Annotated in this window: 16 protein-coding genes; 10 read left to right on the top strand and 6 right to left on the bottom strand. The window is 65.8% G+C overall.

Annotation, left to right across the window (positions count from 1 at the left end):
* Positions 1 to 91: 91 nt before the first annotated feature.
* Positions 92 to 793, top strand: coding sequence for a TetR/AcrR family transcriptional regulator (locus IEX24_RS15850; protein ID WP_229715419.1), 702 nt, complete (start codon positions 92 to 94; stop codon positions 791 to 793).
* A 282-nt stretch (positions 794 to 1,075) separates the two neighbouring features.
* On the top strand, positions 1,076 to 2,182 hold the full coding sequence (locus IEX24_RS19675; RefSeq protein WP_229715416.1) for a DNA-3-methyladenine glycosylase family protein: 1,107 nt from the start codon (positions 1,076 to 1,078) through the stop codon (positions 2,180 to 2,182).
* 92 nt (positions 2,183 to 2,274) lie between these two features.
* On the opposite strand, the gene IEX24_RS15840 is transcribed toward IEX24_RS19675, so the two are convergent.
* Entirely contained in the window at positions 2,275 to 2,793 is a 519-nt protein-coding gene (locus IEX24_RS15840; protein WP_188679978.1) for a DUF1990 family protein, read from the bottom strand.
* A gap of 242 nt (positions 2,794 to 3,035) precedes the next feature.
* On the opposite strand from IEX24_RS15840, the gene IEX24_RS15835 reads away from it, so the two are divergent.
* On the top strand, positions 3,036 to 6,698 hold the full coding sequence (locus IEX24_RS15835; RefSeq protein WP_188680434.1) for a proline dehydrogenase family protein: 3,663 nt from the start codon (positions 3,036 to 3,038) through the stop codon (positions 6,696 to 6,698).
* On the opposite strand, the gene IEX24_RS15830 is transcribed toward IEX24_RS15835, so the two are convergent.
* From IEX24_RS15830 to IEX24_RS15820, 3 genes are all read right to left on the bottom strand, one after another.
* Positions 6,654 to 7,064: an EVE domain-containing protein gene (locus IEX24_RS15830; protein ID WP_188679977.1), complete on the bottom strand. Its 411-nt coding sequence runs from the start codon at positions 7,062 to 7,064 to the stop codon at positions 6,654 to 6,656. The two genes, IEX24_RS15835 and IEX24_RS15830, sit on opposite strands and share 45 nt — an antisense overlap.
* Positions 7,065 to 7,199: 135 nt before the next feature.
* Positions 7,200 to 7,625 (bottom strand): GntR family transcriptional regulator, encoded by a 426-nt coding sequence (locus IEX24_RS15825; RefSeq protein WP_188679971.1) that lies wholly within the window; start codon positions 7,623 to 7,625, stop codon positions 7,200 to 7,202.
* Between the two features lie 97 nt (positions 7,626 to 7,722).
* Complete coding sequence (locus IEX24_RS15820; RefSeq protein WP_188679969.1) at positions 7,723 to 8,151, bottom strand: Lrp/AsnC family transcriptional regulator; 429 nt, start codon at positions 8,149 to 8,151, stop codon at positions 7,723 to 7,725.
* Positions 8,152 to 8,328: 177 nt separating this feature from the next.
* On the opposite strand from IEX24_RS15820, the gene ddaH reads away from it, so the two are divergent.
* Both ddaH and rocD read left to right on the top strand, forming a co-directional pair.
* Positions 8,329 to 9,207: a dimethylargininase gene (gene ddaH, locus IEX24_RS15815; RefSeq protein ID WP_203586045.1), complete on the top strand. Its 879-nt coding sequence runs from the start codon at positions 8,329 to 8,331 to the stop codon at positions 9,205 to 9,207.
* On the top strand, positions 9,204 to 10,502 hold the full coding sequence (rocD, locus tag IEX24_RS15810) for an ornithine--oxo-acid transaminase (protein WP_188679965.1): 1,299 nt from the start codon (positions 9,204 to 9,206) through the stop codon (positions 10,500 to 10,502). Before ddaH ends, rocD begins: the two co-directional genes overlap by 4 nt.
* Here the strand turns inward: rocD and IEX24_RS15805 are convergent.
* Positions 10,499 to 11,254, bottom strand: a complete 756-nt coding sequence (locus IEX24_RS15805; protein WP_239083254.1) for an IclR family transcriptional regulator — start codon at positions 11,252 to 11,254, stop codon at positions 10,499 to 10,501. The genes rocD and IEX24_RS15805 overlap by 4 nt on opposite strands.
* 2 nt (positions 11,255 to 11,256) lie before the next feature.
* Positions 11,257 to 12,039, bottom strand: a complete 783-nt coding sequence (locus tag IEX24_RS15800; protein ID WP_188679963.1) for an IclR family transcriptional regulator — start codon at positions 12,037 to 12,039, stop codon at positions 11,257 to 11,259.
* Between the two features lie 228 nt (positions 12,040 to 12,267).
* Between IEX24_RS15800 and IEX24_RS15795 the strand changes: the two genes are divergently transcribed.
* The 5 genes from IEX24_RS15795 to budC all read left to right on the top strand — a co-directional run bounded on the left by IEX24_RS15795 (position 12,268) and on the right by budC (position 17,592).
* The gene (locus IEX24_RS15795) at positions 12,268 to 13,029 is read left to right on the top strand and encodes an SDR family oxidoreductase (protein WP_188679960.1); all 762 of its coding nucleotides are present in this window, start codon (positions 12,268 to 12,270) and stop codon (positions 13,027 to 13,029) included.
* 84 nt (positions 13,030 to 13,113) lie between these two features.
* Positions 13,114 to 14,118: a sugar ABC transporter substrate-binding protein gene (locus IEX24_RS15790; RefSeq protein ID WP_188679959.1), complete on the top strand. Its 1,005-nt coding sequence runs from the start codon at positions 13,114 to 13,116 to the stop codon at positions 14,116 to 14,118.
* A 72-nt stretch (positions 14,119 to 14,190) separates the two neighbouring features.
* Positions 14,191 to 15,678 (top strand): sugar ABC transporter ATP-binding protein, encoded by a 1,488-nt coding sequence (locus tag IEX24_RS15785; protein ID WP_188679957.1) that lies wholly within the window; start codon positions 14,191 to 14,193, stop codon positions 15,676 to 15,678.
* Positions 15,679 to 15,730: 52 nt separating this feature from the next.
* Positions 15,731 to 16,789 (top strand): ABC transporter permease, encoded by a 1,059-nt coding sequence (locus IEX24_RS15780; protein ID WP_229715412.1) that lies wholly within the window; start codon positions 15,731 to 15,733, stop codon positions 16,787 to 16,789.
* A complete protein-coding gene (budC, locus tag IEX24_RS15775; RefSeq protein ID WP_188679953.1) occupies positions 16,786 to 17,592 on the top strand; it encodes a meso-2,3-butanediol dehydrogenase in 807 nt (268 codons plus the stop codon). The genes IEX24_RS15780 and budC overlap by 4 nt, the downstream gene beginning before the upstream one ends.
* Positions 17,593 to 17,624 lie beyond the last annotated feature (32 nt).

Below are 17,624 nucleotides of genomic sequence, written 5' to 3'. Positions count from 1 at the left end.
TGCTGTCTCTGGGCTCGGTCTGGCCGGTTCGGTGAAGATACACTGATGTATCTTCCTGATAGACACTAACTCAGCGCGATAAGATGCACAAGTGAATCTTGACGTGAAGGCGCCCCGGGTGCCCGACATTGCGCCCGGGGCCGGGGCCGGGGTCGAGCCCGGGACTGCAGCCGAACCCGAACCCGAACCCGAACTCGAGCCGGCGCGCCGCCGCCGCGGCCCTGAACTCGAGCGTGCGCTGCTCGACGCCGCGTGGGCCGAACTCGTCGAACGCGGCTACGGATCGTTCACCATCGATGGCGTGGCTGAACGTGCGGCCACCAGCCGCCCGGTGATCTACCGCCGCTGGCCCGATCGCGAGTCGCTGGCGTTCGCGGCCATCCGGCACACCTTCGTCAGCCAACAGGTGCCCGATTTCGATACCGGCTCGCTGCGCGGCGACGTGCTCGCCCACCTCGAGCATGCGAGCTCGACACGGCTCGGTTACGCGGCCGTGATGAGCACGCAGCTCGGAGCGTTCTACCGCGATACAGGCACGTCGATGGCCGATCTGCGGCGGTTTCTGCTCGGCGACCGCGCCACGACCGTCATGGATGACATCGTCGCTCGTGCGGTGGCCCGCGGCGAGGTGGATGCGGCGCGCCTCACTCCGCGCGTGATGAGCCTGCCCTTCGACCTGCTGCGGCACGAAGCCCTGATGACCATGAAGCCGGTGCCGCAGTCGGTCATCGAGGAGATCGTCGACGATATCTTCCTGCCGCTGGTTCTCGCGCCGCATCCGCTCGCTTCGTGAGCCCGCTGAAGCGAATTGAGGCTGGTGTGCCGGGCTCAAACGGGCGTAGTGGGCTCACATGGCGCGAGCGGTGGCTGTGGGCGACGGCTGGCGCGAGTGATGGGGTGGAGCGAGTGCGGGTGCGGTGCGGGTGGTGGGCGGCGCGAGTGCGGGGCGGGGCGAGAGCGAGTGCTGAGCTGTGGGCGACGTTCGATGGGATGACTGAGGCGGGGTGCACGTTGGCGACAGGGCCGGGTGGGCACATGGCGAGTGTCAGCCGAACGATCTATTCTTCTGAGCACAATGGATGCCCTGCTCGAGTCGGCCGTGCCGCTCACCACGACGTACCGTCCGTCGCGGCCGCTCAACTTGCGGCAGACCGTCGGCACCCTGTTGCGCGGTGCGACCGAGCCGACCATGCGCTTCACGCCGAACGGGTTCTGGCGCGTGATGCGCACCCCGCTCGGCCCCGTCACCCTGCAGGCCGAGTCTGACGAGCGCGGTGACGTGCACGCTCGCGCCTGGGGGCCAGGGGCCGAGTGGGTTCTGGATGCCCTGCCAGAACTCCTGGGTGCGGGCGACTCCTGGAACGAGCTCGACCTGACGAGCGTGCCTATGCTCGCCGAGGTGCGGCGTCATCACCCGGGAATGTGGCTCACGTGCACGTCGCTCGTGTTCGAGTCACTCGTGCCGAGCATCCTGGAGCAGAAAGTCACCACGATTGAGGCGCGGAGGTCGTGGCACTACCTGCTGCGTAAGTTCGGCGACGCGCCGCCGGGGCCGGCGCCGGAGGGCATGCGGGTGCAGCCGAGTGCGCGGGGGTGGCAGCTGATTCCGTCGTGGGAGTGGCATCGGGCCGGGGTCGGCCCCGATCGTTCGCGCGCGATAGTGGGTGCGGCGGCGCTCGCGGCAGGCCTCGACCGTCTGGCGTCTGGCGGGGCACGCGGCGATCAGACGCAAACGCAGTCGAAGACACAGGCACAGACGCAGGCTCAGACGCAGATGCAGTCGCAGACGCAGACGCAGACGCAGTCACAGGCACAGACGCCCGCGGCGGTTCAGAGCGCCACACTCGGCGTCGGTGCGGGTTACTCGGTGAGGGCCGTGCGAGATGTCACGGGCGTTCTCGAGAAGCTGCAGTCGGTGCACGGCGTGGGGCGATGGACGGCCGCCGAGACGAGCCAGCGTTCGCACGGGCATCCGGACGCCGTCAGCGTGGGCGACTACCACCTCGCGGCGCACGTGGGCTGGGTTCTCGTGGGCAAGCCCGTCGACGACGACGGCATGCTCGAGTTGCTCGAGCCATGGCGCGGCCACCGACAACGCGTTGTGCGCCTCATTCTCGCAAGCGGCATTCCGAAGCCGCGCTTCGGCCCGCGCGCCACCATTCAAGACCACCGCTTTCACTGACCGCGGCCCGGTGCGGCGAGTTTGCGCGCCCCCGGTGAATGACCTCGGCCGGCTATGCGCGACAGCTCCCGGGGTATCGCAGACGGCGCTGCTCAGGCCTGCAGTGCCGCGAGGTTGCGGCGCAACACGAGCGCCAAGGCCACTCGGGCGAAGGGGCCGACCGCGTGCATCCACCAGGCCGACGGGCGCCACACCACCCGAATCGCCAGGCGCACCTGGCCGAAACGGTTGCGTTCGACGTGGTAGCTCTCCCAGCCGAGCTGCGGATGCCCGGCCAGCGCCACATGCGCGAACCCCGCCCGCGTGCCCGTGTCGCTCACCTCGTACACGCGGCAGATCACGCGGGGCCGCAGCGGCCCGAACGGAATACGGAACACCGAAACCGCACCCACCTCGACGCGCAGCGGAACATCGACGAACGCGAACCCCGATCCGCGCTGCACCTGCCACCTGAACAGCGCTGCCCGCGCCTCCTCGTAGAACGCGTCACCTTGCCCGATCACCCGCGACCGCTCGGTGAGCCGAAACCCCGCGGGAACGTATTCGGGATCAGCGGCGACCCGCCCGAACGCGGCCGTGTTCGGCGCGAGATCGTCGTACGCGTGACTCATCTGCCTATGGTCGCAGAAGCAAGCGCGACGCAAGTGAATCGCGGGCGCGCAAAAAGAGTGCGTTGGGCTGACGAATTCGGCGAATCTGGGTGCGCGGCGAGAAGTTCGTCTGTGGGTGTGTGGATGATCGGGGCAAACCCGAAGCGCCGGGATATTCTCAAGACATGCTCGACCAGGCGCACGACCCCGAGGCCATAATCGACCCGTCGAGCGACGAGACGCTCGAACCGTCTGCTGACGAGATGCACCTGCTTACCGACGAGACGATTGGCGAGAGAGGCGAGCCGGAGGCGCTCGCGGCGCTCGGCGGCGAAGCCGTCGCGCTCGTGCGGCGGTGGCTCGCCGAGAGCGAAGGCGCCCCCGTCGAGCAGTCGGCCGCCCGGCTCGCCGGCGTGCTCAAAGACCCGAACGGGCTCGCCTTCACGGTGGGGTTCGTCGACGGTGTCGCTCGGCCCGAAGACACGGTGGTCGCCGGCAAGAACCTCGAACAGCTCGCCGCACTCACTCCCGCGTTTCTGCCGCCGCAGCTGCGCGCCGCCATCAAGGTAGGCGCGGCGCTCGGCGAGGCGCTGCCCTGGGTTGTGGTGCCCACCTCGAAGCGGGTGCTGCGCCGAATGGTCGGGCACTTGATCGCCGACGCCAGCCCCGGCAAACTCGGCAAGGCCATCACCGCGCTTCGCGCCGACGGCGCTCGCCTCAACCTCAACCTGCTCGGCGAAGCCGTTCTGGGTGAGAAAGAGGCTCGCAACCGCCTCGCCGGAACCCTTGAACTACTCGCCCGCGACGACGTCGACTACGTGTCGGTCAAGGTCTCGTCGGTGGCCAGTCAGCTTTCGATGTGGGCGTTCGACGAAACGGTCGAGCGCGTGGCGAACAGCCTGGTTCCGTTGTACCAACTCGCCCTGCCGTCGAAACCCGGCGGCCAGGCCAAGTTCATCAACCTCGACATGGAGGAGTACGCCGACCTCGACCTCACGATCGCGGTGTTTCAGCGCGTGCTCGAACGGCCGCAGTTCGCAGAGCTCGAGGCGGGTATCGTGCTGCAGGCCTACCTGCCCGATGCGCTCGGGGCGATGCAGGGGTTGCAGCGATGGGCGTCCGAGCGCGTGGCGGGGGGCGGCGCGCCCATCAAGGTTCGGCTGGTGAAAGGCGCGAACCTGGCCATGGAGCGGGTCGATGCGATCATCCACGATTGGCCGCTGGCAACCTACGGCAGCAAACAAGACACCGATACGAACTACAAACGGGTGCTCAACTGGGCGTTGACGCCTGAGCGAACGGATGCCGTGAAAGTGGGCATCGCGGGCCACAACCTCTTCGACATCGCTTTTGCGTGGTTGCTCGCCGAACGCCGCGGCGTCACCGAACGCATCGACTTCGAGATGCTGCTGGGCATGGCTTCAGCGCAGGCCGATGTGGTGCGGCGGCACGTGGGAAATCTGCTGCTGTACACGCCCGTTGTGCATCCGCGTGAGTTCAACGTGGCCATCAACTACCTAGTGCGCCGGCTCGAAGAGAACGCGAGCGACGAGAACTTCATGTCGGCGGTCTTCGATCTCGACAGCGACACGGCGGTCTTCGACCGTGAGCGCGACCGGTTTCTGACATCGCTCGCCGTGCTCGACGCCGAACGTGCCGCGGGGCCCGCGGTGGCTCCGGATGCCGACGGCTCGACAGGCTCCTCCGTCGAGAGCACGGGCTCGGCCGACTCGGTTGCCGCGGCGCCGGCGGCCAACCGCACTCAAGACCGCGGCAGCGCCGAGGCGCTCGTCGCGCCACCGCGAGGGGTGTTCGAGAACACGCCCGACACCGACCCGTCGTTGCCCGCGAACAGGGAGTGGGCGCGCCACATTCTCGCGCGCGTGCCCGCGTCTGAGCTCGGCAACGCGACGCTCGCCGAGGTGCAGTACGCCGACCCTGGCCTGCTTGACGGCCTGCTCGATTCTGTGGCCGAGGCGGGTCGCGCATGGGGTAGGCAGCCAGCCGAGGTGCGCGCCGCCGCACTGCGCAGAGCGGGGCTCGCGCTCGAGGCGAACCGTGACCTTCTGCTTGAGGTGATGGCGAGCGAGACAGGCAAGACGATTGCCGAGGGTGACCCTGAGGTCAGCGAGGCCGTCGACTTCGCCCGCTACTACAGCGTTCTCGCGACCGAACTCGAGAAGGTGGAGGGCGCCACGTTCGTACCGCCGGCGCTCATCGTGGTGGCGCCGCCGTGGAATTTTCCGGTCTCCATTCCCACCGGCGGTGTGCTCGCGGCACTCGCGGCCGGCGCCGGAGTGATTCTGAAACCAGCCCCCGAGGCGCGCCGCTCGGCGGCGGTGATCGCCGAGTCGCTCTGGGAATCGGGCATCCCGCGCGATCTGCTGAAGCTCGTCGACCTGAGCGAGAATGAGCTCGGGCACCAGCTCATTACGCACCCGCTCGTCGATCGCGTGATTCTCACCGGCGGGTATGAGACCGCCGAGCTGTTCAGGTCGTGGGCTCCAGACCTGCCGCTGCTTGCCGAGACGAGTGGTAAGAACGCCATCGTCGTCACCCCGAGCGCCGACCTCGACCTGGCCGTGGCCGACATCGTGAAGAGCGCGTTCGGGCACGCGGGCCAGAAGTGCTCTGCGGCGAGCCTGGTGATACTCGTGGGGTCTGTCGCCAAATCGGCGCGGTTCAGAAACCAGCTCGTCGACGCCGTGACGTCGTTGCGCGTGGGGTATCCGGTCGACCCCGCCGCACAGATGGGCCCGCTCATCGTTGCTGCGGGCGGCAAGCTGCGCGGCGCACTGACCACGCTCGGCGACGGTGAGAGCTGGCTGGTCGAGCCGCGGATGCTCGATGAAACCGAGCGACTCTGGTCGCCGGGGGTGCGCACGGGCGTGGCCGCCGGGTCGGAATTTCACCTCACCGAGTACTTCGGCCCGGTGCTCGGCATCATGCCTGCGGCGAACCTCGGTGAAGCGGTCGAGCTGCAGAATGCGAACGCTTATGGGCTGACCGCGGGCATCCACTCGCTCGACGAAGCCGAAATCGAGCAGTGGCTGGGTGCCGTGGAGGCGGGCAACCTGTACGTGAACCGGGGCATCACCGGTGCGGTCGTACAGCGGCAGCCGTTCGGCGGATGGAAGCGCTCATCAGTCGGCGCGGGCACGAAAGCCGGCGGCCCCAACTATCTCATGCAGCTCGGCTCGTGGCGCACGGAGCCGGGGGTCGCGGGTGACGACATCAGTCTCGCGCCGCTGGGTGCCGAGGTCAGGGCGGTGCTCGAGGCGTCGACGGGCGGGCTCGATTGGCAAGAGTTCGAGGCGGTTCGCCGGGCGGCGGTGGGCGACGAAGAGGCGTGGCAGGGGTTTTTCGCCGCGAGCGACGTGTCGGGGCTCAGCGTCGAGCGCAACATTCTGCGCTATCGCGCCGTTCCAGTGGTGGTGCGATTGGCCGAGGGTAAGGCGTTCAGTGAGCTCGTTCGGGTGATCGCGGCGGGCACGCGCGCCGGGTCGGCGCTGGCCGTGAGCACGGCGGTGAAGCTGCCGCGGCCGCTGCGGGCGCTGCTGAAACAACGGGCGGTCAGGGTGTTCGTCGAGCGCGACGCACAGTGGCTCGAACGGGTGCGGGTTGCGGGTGGGTCTGCGTCGCGCATCCGGATGATCGGGGGAGACCCGGTGGCACTCGCAAACGCGCTCGGGGGGTCGCCCGACGTGGCGCTCTACACAGGCGAGGTCACCCGGGCGGCGCGCGTCGAACTGCTGCCGTTCGTGCGTGAGCAGGCGGTGAGTGTGACGAACCACCGCTTCGGCAACCCGAGCGTGCTGGCCGCGGGGCTGCTGCCCGGCGTCGGCGGCGGCGCGGGCGGTGGCAGTGGTGGTGGCGCCGCGTCAGTCGGTGGCGGCGGCGCGGATCACCTCGAAGTCGGCGTCTGAGAGCGGAATGAGCCCGCGGCGCAGCTGATAACCCCAATTCGGCCCGGAGGTCAGGTCGAGGCGATCGGTGACCTCGGCGAGCGGCACCGCGCGCTTCAGCGTGAGGTAGTCGACGCGTCGCCGAAAGGGATGAAAGTCGCCGTCGTCGGCCTGGTAGATGTCGTCGTCGATGATCGTGCCGATGGCGGTGAATTGCTTCAACGGGTCGCCGTCGGGGTAATCGGTGCGCGGCGAGTAGTAGGCGATCCAGTCGCCGCCCGACATTCGCGTCAGCCCCGACATCTTGCCGTGGTTGACCTGCGCGATGCCCAAGCCGACCCCGCGTTCGACGTGCGAGCGTGACACCACGCCCAGCCAGGCGCTCATCGCGGCGCCACCCATGAGAGTTTCATGCTGACAGTGTGCTCCCAGCCACCGACACTCGCTGGCGGCGCAGCCGGCCATGCCTTCGCGCAGACGCGAGAGCGACGCCGAGCCCGCCCGGCTCGCCGCCGCCTGAAATCACGCGCTGGGCTCGCCGAGCGCCTCCGCCACGATCTCGAGCGCACGGGCCGAGTGGATGCCCAGCTCCCGCACCCGCCCGGCGTACTCGAGCGCGGCGAGCTGCGCCTGACGCTCGGGGCCGACGCCGGTGGGGGCGATCGAGGTTCCGTTGCGGCCGCGGGTGACCACCACCTCGTCGCGTTCGAGCTCGCGGTACACCTTCGCGACGGTGTTCGGCGCGAGATGCAGCTCGTCGGCGAGCTGCCGCACGGGCGGCAGTTGCGCGCCCGCCACGAGATCACCCCGTTGAACGGCGCCGAGCACTTGCACGCGCAACTGTTCGGAGGCGGGGGTGCGCGAGAGAGCATCCACTCTCACGACGAAAGAGCCGGCGATCACGGCCGACCGCGGCTCACTGGGCTCAGTTGCTGATGGCGCAGTCATGTGGCCGCCGTCACCAACTCGCCCCGACGAGTCGCCGCGCCCCGGCGAAACGATCCGCCCCGCGCCGCGACACTGCCACCCCCGCCACGCCCTGTCGCTACCGCTTGATGAGGTTCGACAGCACGATGGCGCTGCGAGTGTGATCGACGTTCGGCGCGATGCGAACCCTTTCGAGTGCCAGCTCGAGGCTCGGAATGTCTCGCGAACGCATGTGCACGATGGCGTCAGCGCTGCCGGTGACTGTTCCCGCGTCGACCACCTCTGGCACGCCGGAGAGAATGCGCTTGAGCTCCGCCGGCGCGACGGTTCCTCGGCAGAAGAGTTCGACGTACGCCTCGGTCACCTTGCCGTCGAGAGAGGTGTCGAGCAGCACGGTGAAGCCGCGAATGATGCCGTCAGAAATGAGCTTGTCTATGCGTCGTTTTACCGCAGACGCGGAGAGCCCGATCACCTGGCCGATGTCACCGTATCCGGTGCGCGCGTTAAGTTTCAGCAAGTCGATTATTCGATAGTCGAGATTGTCCACTACGCGAGCCTACGGCGTTTTCTTGCGATGAGTGGCATTCAGCGCACCATTTCTGCGCGAGAAGCTCAACTATTGACATTACGAGCGTGCCAGACTAGACGCTTGGCGTGCTCCTCGGAGCTTGTAAGACAGTGTCCGCCATCCGTCCAGCAGCAGATCTAGCCCAGGAGGATGTCAATGTCTACCCCTGTTTCGTCATTCCCCGAAGTAGAAGACCGGCGCGCTTCCGACCGGCAAGCCGCTGCGCACACCTACCTCATGTGCCGCCCCGATTTCTTCACCGTCACGTACAAGATCAATCCGTGGATGGATCCCGCGATCCCCACCGATACATCCCTTGCCGTGCGTCAGTGGCAGACGCTCTACGACACGTACATCGCGCTCGGCCACACCGTCGAACTCATCGACCAGATCGACGGCCTGCCCGACATGGTCTACTCGGCGAACGGTGGCTTCGTCATCGACAACATCGCCTACGGAGCTCGTTTCACCCATCCCGAACGCCAGGCTGAGGGCCCCGCGTACATGCGTTGGTTCGAAGACCACGGCTACGACGTGCGGGTACCCGCGAACGTGAACGAAGGCGAGGGCGATTTCATGCTGGTCGGCGATACGATTCTCGCCGGCACCGGGTTTCGCAGCGCATCCGATTCCCATGCTGAGGTCGCGCGAATCTACGGCCGGGAGGTCGTCACGCTGAACCTCGTGAACCCCGCGTTCTACCATCTCGATACCGCCATCGCCGTGCTGAACGAGTCTGCCAGCCAGGCTCCGGATGCCGGGAACATCGCCTACCTGCCGAGTGCTTTCGACGCCCCGAGTCGCGCCGAACTCGAGCGCAGGTATCCCGATGCGATTCTGGTCAGCGAGACCGACGCCGGCGTGCTCGGCCTCAACTCGATCTCTGACGGATACAACGTGGTGATCGCCTCGCGGGCAACGGGATTCGAGGCGCAGCTGCGCGAACGCGGCTACAACCCCATCGGCGTCGACCTCTCCGAGCTGTTGCTCGGCGGCGGCGGAGTGAAGTGCTGCACACTGGAGCTGCGCCGATGAGCGCCCGGCCTGTCAGTACCGAAAGCGATCGTTCTGGTCGAGAGCGATCGAAGCAGTCGTCGCTCTCGTCTGAGGATGTCGCGCTCGCTGAAACAACGCTCGCGGCGATCGCCCGCGAAGAAGCACACGCGGCGCACAACTACCACCCTCTGCCCATCGTGGTGGAGTCGGGCGACGGCGCCTGGGTCACAGCGATCGACGGGCGGCGGTACCTCGACTGCCTGGCCGCATATTCGGCGGTGAACTTCGGCCACTCGAATCCCGTGCTGCTCGATGCAGCTCGCGCTCAGCTCGAACGCATCACGCTCACCTCGCGTGCCTTCCACAACGATCAGCTCGGCCCGTTCGTCGAGGCGCTCGCGGCCCTTGCCGGCAAAGACATGGTCTTGCCCATGAACACGGGAGCCGAGGCCGTGGAGTCTGGGCTGAAGGTCGCCCGCGCCTGGGGTTATCGGGTGAAAGGCGTACCCGACGGCCTCGCGAACATCATCGTTGCCGACGGCAATTTTCACGGCCGAACCATTTCGATTGTGAGCTTCTCCGACGACCTGTCCGCACGCGACGGCTTCGGGCCGTTCACGCCGGGCTTTCGCTCGGTTCCCTATGGCGATGCGTCGGCCCTGGCCGCCGCCATCGACGAGAACACTGTCGCGGTGCTGCTCGAGCCTATTCAGGGTGAGGCGGGCATCATCGTTCCGCCCGCGTCGTATCTGCCAGAGGTTCGCCAGATCTGTACAAACGCGAACGTGCTGATGATCGCCGACGAGATTCAGTCGGGCCTCGGCCGCACGGGCGCCACCTTCGCGTGCGACCGGGTCGGCGTCATCCCAGACCTCTACTTGCTCGGCAAGGCCCTCGGCGGCGGAATTGTTCCCGTGTCGGCCGTCGTCGGCAACGCCGACATTCTCGGGGTGCTGCAACCCGGCGAACACGGCTCGACCTTCGGTGGAAACCCGCTCGCCGCCGCAGTCGGCCGCGCGGTCGTCGACCTGCTGGCAACGGGCGAATACCAAGAGCGAGCGGATGCCCTGGGCAAGCGCCTCACAGCGCGCCTGACGGCGCTTCTCGGCCACGGGGTCGTCGCCGTTCGTACGGCGGGCCTCTGGGCGGGAATCGATATCGACCCCGCACTCGGTTCCGGCCGCGAGGTCTGCGAGCTACTCATGCAGCGCGGCGTCTTGGCGAAAGACACTCACGGGTCGACCATCCGTCTCGCCCCGCCGCTTGTCATCTCTTCCGAAGACCTCGACTGGGCCGTCGACCAGCTCGAAGAGGTTCTGGCAGACCTGCGTTAGCCGTTGGCGCGTCGGGGAGCGATCAGCCTTGCAGTGTCGAGCAGGGTGCGAGAGAACTGTGCCTCGTCATCGAGTACTTCTTCTCGCCGACCCGCCACTGAGAGAGCGGCGAGAAACTCGCCGTCGTCGCCGAACACGGGCACGGCGATCGCGGCTACGCCGACTGTGGAGTCATTGTCAGAGAGGCAGTAGCCCTGGCTGCGGCTCAATGCAACGTCTGCGCGCAGATCGTCTGCCTGAGTGATGCTGAATGAGGTGGCCGGCTGCGGGTCGGCGCTGCGGAGGAATTCGTCGAGGGAGTGCGGGCCGAAGGCGAGGGTGATTCGCCCCACACCACCGATATTCAGGGGCAGGCTGCCTCCCGGCTTGAGAATGAGTACTTGAACGCTCTTGCCGTGCAATCGACGTACGCAGACCGTTCGGTTCGACCTGGGAATGCAGAGAAACACGGTGAGGCGCGTTTCGTCGCGCAGCGTACGAAGCAGGTCGTCGCGCGTGAACCATTTCGCCGCGCTCGCCAGCGCGCTGTCTCCGAGCGCAAGCCAGAGCGTACTCAAGCCCACCGTTCCATCGGGATACTGCACGGCGAGGCCCGCGTGCACGAGCGCACTGGCCAGCCGGTAGGCGCTCGGCCGCGGCACGCCGATCGACTTGGCCACTTCGGCCGGCGGGAGCGGCCCTCTGGCCGCTAGTGTCTCAACGGCATTGCGGCAATGACCGAGCACTCGACTGGTACCTTCGCTGACCGCCATCATCACTCCTGATGTCCGAGCTGTGTCGATATGGTGCGCGCCTCGCTGCGAATGAGCTGGTCGTATTCTTCGAAGCGCGCGTCGCTGCCGGCGCGGAGACTGCTGAGGGTGATCGACCCGACGACCTCTGCGCGGTGGTTGAAAATCGGAGCGGCGACGCTATAGATACCAGGGGTGACATCTCCGTCGGAGATCGCGATTCCCGTTCTTCGTGCCTGCCGCAATTCGGCAGTGAGGCGTCCGAGGTCTGCTTCATTCATCGGATTGAGTTGAGCGGAGGCGAGCGCGCTGAGATAGCGTTCCTGAAACACTTCTGGCTCGAAGGCGAGAATCGCTCGTGGCCCGGCCCCCTGATGAAGGGGAAGGGAGCCGCCGATCGGCAACTCAGCTGTGCGGGTGTACCGACCGTCGATGCGTTCGATGCAGGCAGCACGGTTGCCGTCGCGCACACAGAGGTAACTGGTCTCGTGGGTCTGCTCGTTGATTCGGGAGAGGGCCGCGAAAGCTGTCTGCCGCGAATCGAGCGACTCTTCGACCGACTCGCCGACCGCCACGAGGTCGATACCGAGTCGCACCACCCCGCCTCTTTTGTTCTCGCGTTCGATCCAGCCGATCGCCTCGAGGTTGCTGAGCATGCGGTAGACCGTGGTGATGGGCTCATCGAGAGCCGCCGCGAGCTCGGCTGCCGTGAGCTCTCCGGTGTGGGCGAGGGCCGTGAGCACGCGCATGGCCTTGCTCACGGCGCTCATCCCCGTGGCGTCGGCGGCGACCTCGATTGAAGACACAGATCCTCCTGGTTTCTGGACACGACTCTACCGAAATTCGAACTACGCATCCGGACGCTCTTCAACGTGACTCGCACCGCCTATTGTCAATTTTCGAACATCATGTCCAAATTAACTAGACAACAAGAACTAATCCTTGCTATATTTCGAATGTAGACCTGAAATGGCATTGAGATCCGATGCAAATCAGGTGCACGAGGTCAAACCTGAAGCCGCAAGGGAGCGCACATGAAAAACCAATTCCGCCTTGACGGTGGCGTTGCGTTGGTGACGGGTGCGGGTTCAGGCATCGGAAAGGCCATTGCCCTCGGTCTCGCCGAGGCGGGAGCATCCGTTGCGGCAGTCGATCTCACGAACGATCGGGTGGCGGAGACCGTGGCCGAGATCGAGCGGGCGGGCGGCCGAGCCATCGATATCGCCGCCGACGTCACCACCGATGAGATCTCGGATGCGGTCGACGAAGCGCAACACACGCTCGGTGCGCTCAGTCTTGCTGTCAACTCGGCGGGAATAGCGGGTGCTGTTGCCGCTCGCGACATGACCGTAGAGCAGTTCGAGGGGATGTACCGCATCAACGTCACGGGAGTCTTTCGCAGCTGTCAGGCCGAAGCGCGTGCGATGGCGGCGAACGGTGGTGGCGTAATCGTCAACCTCGCTTCGATCAGCGGCATCGTGTCGCACCGCGAGATGCTGCAGGCGCATTACAACAGCTCGAAGGCGGCCGTCGCTCACCTCACGCGCTCGCTGGCCACCGAGTGGGCGGCCGACGGTATCAGGGTCAACGCTCTGGCTCCAGGCTTCACTCTCACTCCGATGAATCTGCGCGAAGAAGTCGCCTCAATTCGAGGCGATGTCTCTCAGCAGATTCCGCTCGGTCGTTTCGCCGAACCCGGCGAACTCGTGGGCCCCGCGATCTTCTTGCTCTCCGAAGCAAGCTCGTATTGCACCGGTGTGAACCTCGTCGTCGACGGCGGCTTCACATTGCTGTGATCTATGCCGGCTCCGCTCTGGAGAAGGCACCCCACCCGACTCGTCACCACGACGAGGCACTTACCAAAGGAGGTAAAGAGTCACATGAACATCGTCAACAGCCCGAGAACACGCACTCGCGCTCGAATCGTCGGAATGGTCGCCCTCGTCGGCTCCGCCGCACTCGTATTGGCCGGATGCTCGACCGATGCCTCAGCTTCGGCGGGCTCGACAGCAAGCGGCTCGAAGAAGATCGGCGTCTCGATGTCGTTCGTCAACCAGTTCTATTCGGCCGCTCAAGAAGGCATGCAAGACGAAGCGAAGGCCGAAGGCTATGAGCTGACCATTCAGAACGCACAGGGCAACAGCTCCACTCAGGTGAATCAGGTGCAGAACCTCGTGAGCCAGGGCGTTGGTTCGCTCATCTTCATTCAACTCGACGCGTCATCGGGAGGAGCTTCTCTCGACCAGGCAAGCGCCGCAGGAATTCCGGTCATCGCGGTCGACCAGGTGCCCACCAGCGGCAACTACGTTACGTATATCGGCAGTGACAGCGTCGCGATGGCGAAACAGGCGTGCGACTATCTGTTCAAGACCATAGGCGGCAGCGGCAAGGTCGCAATCGTGAACGGGATTCCGGCCTCGTCCACTCAGGTGCAGCGCACGCAGGGCTGTGCCACCTCGCTCAGCGCGAATCCGGGCATCGATGTGGTCTCGACAACGAGTGCGGACTGGGATCAGAACAAGGCCGTGAGCGTGTTCACGAACGTGCTGACGGCGAACCCCGGCTTGCAGGGCGTGTTCGCGCAGAACGATGACATGGCGCTCGGCGTGGCCAGCGCCATCCAGACCGCCGGCGCTCCGTCGATTCCACTGGTCAGCATCGACGGATTCCCTGCGGCCTACGCGGCGATCCAGGCCGGAACGATGACCGCGACGATGAGTCAGCAGCCCTACAACATGGGCAAGCTCGCGGTGAAGAACGCCATCCAGGCGATGAAGGGTGACGCAGCCAGCATTCCGAAGACGCAGATTCAGGATTCGGTTCTCGTCACCAAAGACAATCTCGCCGAAGCACAAGCCGCGCACTACTACGGCACCCAGGGCTGACACCCTCACTCCCTATCCATGACGAATGCCGCCGGCTCCGCAACTCGGAGCCGGCGGCTGAGGAGCAGACAGATGACCGAGAATGCAGCCACCACCTTGACGGCCACGGGGTTGATCAAGCGTTACGGCGAGGCCACGGTGCTTCGGGGAGTGGACTTCTCCCTGCGCGCCGGAACAGTGGTGGGGTTGATCGGCGAGAACGGCGCTGGCAAGTCGACGCTCAGCTCGATCATCGCGGGGATCAAGCAGCCCGACGGCGGCACGATGACGATAGACGGCGTCGCCTATGCGCCATCGGGTCCGCTCGAAGCACTGAACTCCGGGGTCGCGATCATCCACCAGGAGATCAAGATGATTCCTGAACTCTCGGTGGCCGAGAACATGTTTCTGGGGCGCGTTCCGACGCGGCGGGGGCGTGTCGACTATGCGGCCATGAAGGCGCAGGCGGCTGAGGTGCTCGCCCAGCTGGGCGTTCGTCTCGACCCTCGTACGCTCGTCGGCGGCCTGTCGACGGCCACCCAACAGGAGATCGAGATCGCGCGGGCGATTCTGCGCGAACCCTCGTTCGTCATCTTCGATGAGCCCTCTGCTTCGCTCGGGCAAGAAGAGACCGAGCGTGTTCTCGAGCAGATCGATCTGCTGCGCTCTCGCGGCACCGGCGTGGTCTACATCAGCCACCGTCTCGACGAGGTCTCGACGATCTCCGATCGTGTGGTGTGCCTGCGAGATGGGGCCAAGGTCGGCGACTGGGCGGCCGACGAGATCGACCGCGACGGGATGATCAGGGCCATGGTCGGCCGGTCTCTCGACCGCCGGGCAATCGAACCCGAGCCCCACGGCCCCACGGTGGTCGCGAAGGTGACCGGTCTGTGTTCCGAGCACTTCGACAACGTGTCCTTCGAGTTGCATGAAGGAGAGATTCTGGGTTTGTCGGGGCTGGTCGGTGCCGGGCGCACCGAGATTGTGCGTGCGCTCGCCGGAGCCGACCCGTTCCGCTCGGGTGAGGTGCAGGTACGAGGGCGGCGGGTGCGCATCCGAAGGATGAGCGACGCGATCGCCGCGGGCATCTACATGGTGCCCGAAGACCGCAAGACGCAGGGGCTCAACCTCAACCGATCGAGTGCCGAGAACATCGCGACACCGTGGGAGTCGCGGTTGGTGAAGGGCGGGTTCGTGACTCGCCGCTTTCTCAACCGTCTTAAGACGCGCATGGCCGACGAGCTCGACATTCGGGGTGACCTCGACAAGCCGGTGGGTCTTCTTTCGGGCGGTAACCAGCAGAAGGTGCTGCTCGGCAAGTGGCTCGTGCGCACACCGACCGTGCTCATTCTCGATGAGCCCACCCGCGGCGTCGATGTGGGGGCGAAAGAGGCGATTTACGAGATCATCCGGGGCCTCGCGGCCCAAGGCGTGGCTGTCATCGTCGTGTCGTCTGAACTCGAAGAGGTGTTGCTGCTGTCGCACCGCGTCATGGTGGTCGCGGGCGGACGTGCGCGCGATGTGCTCGACCGCGACCAGGCCACGCCCGAGCGCATCATGCAGCTCTCGGTGCCGTCGTGAAGCCATCGGCCCGCGCAGCATCGCCGATAACGAAGATCAAAGGAGACTTACTGTGACCAGTCAATTGAACCCAGCGGCGCCCGCTTCGGCGAGCGCACCGCCGAGCGCGCCGCCTGAAACGACGCCGGCCCTCTCGCCTACCAGCAGCCGACTTCGACACGCCCTGCGATCGATCTCAGGGCCGCTCGTCGGGCTCGTTCTGCTGATCATCGTGCTATCGGTGTTGTCCCCGGTGTTCTTCACGGCGAACAACCTGGTCAATATCCTGGTGCAAGTGTCATACATCGGCATAATGGCGGCCGGTGCGACGCTGGTGATCATTCTCGGCGGCATCGATTTATCCGTCGCCGCGGTGCTGGGATTCAGCTTCATGGTGGTCGCCGTTCTCTACCAGAACCTCGGCTGGCCGTTCTGGCTCTGTATCGTCGCCGGCCTCGCCGTCGGTGCCGGCGTGGGGCTGGTGAACGGCGTTCTGATCGCCTTCGGAAATGTGCAGCCATTCATCGCGACGCTGTCGACGATGTTCGCCGCAACCGGGCTCTCGCTGTACCTCACCAACGGAACACCTATTCTCGGCCTTCCCGACTGGTTTCAGGGTTTGTCGCACATCAGGGTCTTCGGCATCTCACTGCAGGTCTTCTTGATGATCGGTGTGTTCGTGATCGGCGGGCTGTGGCTGAAGTACCGCCCGGCGGGCCGCTCACTATATGCAATCGGCAGCAACGACGAAGTCGCTCGGCTTTCGGGCATCCGGGTCAAGGCGATGCAATTGCGCGTCTATGCCATTGCGGGTCTGTTGGCGGCTGTGGCGGGTCTGGTCGTGGGTGCTCGGCTGAACGCCGCGCAGCCGTCGGCCGGAAACTCGAGCGATCTGCTGAGCGTGATCGCGGCGGTCGTGATCGGCGGGGCGAGCCTCGCCGGCGGTATCGGGTCGATGCGCGGCACGTTCATCGGTCTGCTCATCATCGGCGTGCTGAACAATGGGCTCACCCTGCTCAACGTCTCGCCCTATCTTCAGCCCGTAGTCATCGGGGCAGTGATCATTCTTGCCGTGCTCAGCGACGGCAAGCTGATCGGTCAGCTGCGTTCACGGATGCGGCGCAGGTCATGACCGCGAGGGTGTGGAACGAGACGCTGTTCGAAGGTCGTGTCGTTGCCGTCAGTGGAGCCGCGTCGGGCATAGGTGCGGCGATTTCGCGGGCCTTTCTCGACGTCGGTGCGTCGGTGGTCGGCGGTGATATCGACGAGAAGGCGGTGCAGAGCTACGCCGACTCGCTGCCAGAGGCGATTCGCCCGAGGTTTCGCGCGGCCCGGTTGGATGTCTCGAGTTCGGCTTCGGCGAACGACTTCATTGCGGGCATCCGTACGCACGAAAAGCGGCTCGACGTGCTCGTCAACAACGCAGGAGTCGCCCCAGTGGGCTCGGTGACAGACACGACCGACGAGACCTGGCGTCACGTGATGGCCGTTGATCTCGACGGCGCCTTCTTTCTGGCCAGGGCGGCACTGCCCGTGCTGATCGAGGCCGCCGGCTCGATCGTCAATACGGCCTCGGTCTCTGGCATCGGCGCCGACTTCAACTACGCTGCCTATAACGCAGCCAAGGGCGCGATCGTGAATCTGACGCGCAGTCTGGCGATCGACTACGGCAAGAAGAGCGTGCGGGTCAATGCCATTGCGCCAGGGCCGGTGCGCACTCCGTTACTGGAGCGCAACCTCGACGCCCTGCCCACCCTCGAACGGGCCTTCGCGCGATTCATTCCGCTCGGCCGCATCGCCGAACCTGCCGAAGTGGCCGATGCCGTGGTGTTTCTGGCTTCACCGGCTGCATCGTTCATCACTGGTGCGATAGTGCCGATCGATGGCGGCGTGACAGCCTGGAATGGTCAGCCGAACGGCGATTTCGTCGACTAGGCAATCCGTTGCCGATTTTCTGCACCCACTTG

Source organism: Subtercola lobariae (assembly GCF_014640255.1).
Classification (GTDB): Bacteria; Actinomycetota; Actinomycetes; order Actinomycetales; family Microbacteriaceae; genus Subtercola; species Subtercola lobariae.
This window is presented reverse-complemented; position numbering and strand designations above follow the sequence as displayed.